This is a genomic window from Alkalibacterium sp. m-11, assembly GCF_054658155.1.
On sequence record NZ_BAAGIR010000246.1, the window covers coordinates 1 to 1,725 of the forward strand.

General features: G+C 37.5%; 3 protein-coding genes. All 3 read right to left on the reverse strand.

The genetic code is table 11. The features are described from left to right. Positions 1-120: 120 nt before the first annotated feature. Positions 121-426 (reverse strand): fructose-bisphosphatase class III, encoded by a 306-nt coding sequence (locus ACYQ2O_RS12145; RefSeq protein WP_459796694.1) that lies wholly within the window; start codon positions 424-426, stop codon positions 121-123. A gap of 142 nt (positions 427-568) precedes the next feature. Next, the gene (locus ACYQ2O_RS12150; protein ID WP_459770835.1) at positions 569-988 is read right to left on the reverse strand and encodes a GlcG/HbpS family heme-binding protein; all 420 of its coding nucleotides are present in this window, start codon (positions 986-988) and stop codon (positions 569-571) included. A gap of 73 nt (positions 989-1,061) precedes the next feature. Continuing rightward, positions 1,062-1,577, reverse strand: coding sequence for a cob(I)yrinic acid a,c-diamide adenosyltransferase (locus ACYQ2O_RS12155; RefSeq protein WP_459770833.1), 516 nt, complete (start codon positions 1,575-1,577; stop codon positions 1,062-1,064). Positions 1,578-1,725 lie beyond the last annotated feature (148 nt).

Here is a 1,725-nt window from a genome sequence, read left to right on the forward strand (position 1 = left end):
GATCTGTTATAAAGCTGTTTAATCCAGACAATGATTGGATTATATTACCTTCATCGACAGAAATCATCATACGAGCAACGAGAAATTTGGGAAACATAATTTTTCATAGATTATTGGGAGTTACCTTTTTTCACTCGGATGCATCGTTGATAGTACTTTATCAGGGTAACTGATCAGAAAACTGAACTTATTTTTATCGTGTTCATCCCGCTTGTCTCCATAAAAGTTTTCAATCTTTTCCCTGACATTGCCTGAACCCGTTTTTAAAATATGCTCAAATTCACTTGAAGCGCCGTGAACATCTGATAAATAAAGCTCTGTTCCTTTTGGCAGATTTTGTATGGCTTCCAAATTCATCAATTCTGTGTAGATGGATTCCAGCGTATTATACTTATTTCTCAAAAGCTCATAATATTTGTCTTTCATAATGCTGTTCCCCCCGAAAATAAATAAAAGCAGATAACAACAGGGTATATATCTGTGGTTATATCTGCTTTTATCCTATTAAAAATTTCCTGTCCTTCAGAATACTTCAACACCTGACTTTAAATCACAGCCTCACTTTCAGTTATAAACTTAAAGCCGCCCTAGCAATAGTCATATCTTCTTCAACACTGCCTCCACTGACACCGACTGCTCCTACAACTTCGCCGTCGACAATAATTGGAAAGCCCCCACCAAACGGTACAATTTTACAGTTGTTGGATAATTCCAGGCCATAAAGACTTTCTCCAGGCTGGACAAGTGGAGCTATAGTATCTGTACTGGCTTTTAATGCCACGGATGTGAAGGCTTTATTTATAGCAATTTCAACACTGGTGAAAAAGGCTTCTTCCATTCTGTGTAGCAGCATCAAATTTCCCCCAGTGTCTACTGCTGCAAAAACAATGGGTACATTTATTTCTTCTGCCTTTGCTTCTGCTGCCTGAGCCATCCGTTTAACTGATTCTAGTGATATTTGCTTGACCGTATTTAATTTTATATCCATTTAGTTTTCCTCATTTCGTTTAAATTAATATTTTATGCTTTACTTTTCTCTGTTTTCTAAGGTGACATTAGACTTACTGATTGCTTTCCACCCTTGCAAGCGTAAATAACAAGTCCGATAGCCTGTTAGTATATTGTATGATTTCACTTCTAACGTCTTCTACTTCCTTAAGTGCAACCAATACTCTTTCAGCCCTTCTAACTACTGTTCTTGCAACATGGATAAATGAGGACACTTCATTGTCCCCAGGAATAATAAAACTTCTAAGCGGCTCAAGTTTTTCAGCATAGCTGTCAATTATGTTTTCGACCGATTCAATATCTTCTTTCGTCAACTTTTCTGACAGCATCTGCTTTCCCTTGTCGTCGATGGCAAGTTCAGCTGATATTAAAAACAGTTTTTGCTGGGCTGTATATATTGTGTTTTTAATGTCCTCATCTTTGGTTAAGGCACGCACGACCCCAAGAGTTGCATTTACCTCGTCAAACGTACCATAACACTCCACTTTTATATCATTTTTCGATACTCTACTCCCACCAAGCAAAGCTGTTTTGCCTTTATCACCTGTTTTAGTGTAAATAGACCCCATCTTTTTCCCCCCTGTAAATCATACGTTACTGTCAAATTTTTTTGTTCTTAAAGGTCTATAACCGTTGTTCTATCAAGGAAAAGACAAAAAACACTTGCCCCTCCCTCATTTATCGGTAAAATAGTAGGTATCCGACTACCAAACTATC

Coding starts and splice junctions, on each gene's coding strand:
- ACYQ2O_RS12145 (WP_459796694.1), bottom strand. CDS start 426: ATGAAAGACAAATATTATGAGCTTTTGAGAAATAAGTATAATACGCTG.
- ACYQ2O_RS12150 (WP_459770835.1), bottom strand. CDS start 988: ATGGATATAAAATTAAATACGGTCAAGCAAATATCACTAGAATCAGTT.
- ACYQ2O_RS12155 (WP_459770833.1), bottom strand. CDS start 1,577: ATGGGGTCTATTTACACTAAAACAGGTGATAAAGGCAAAACAGCTTTG.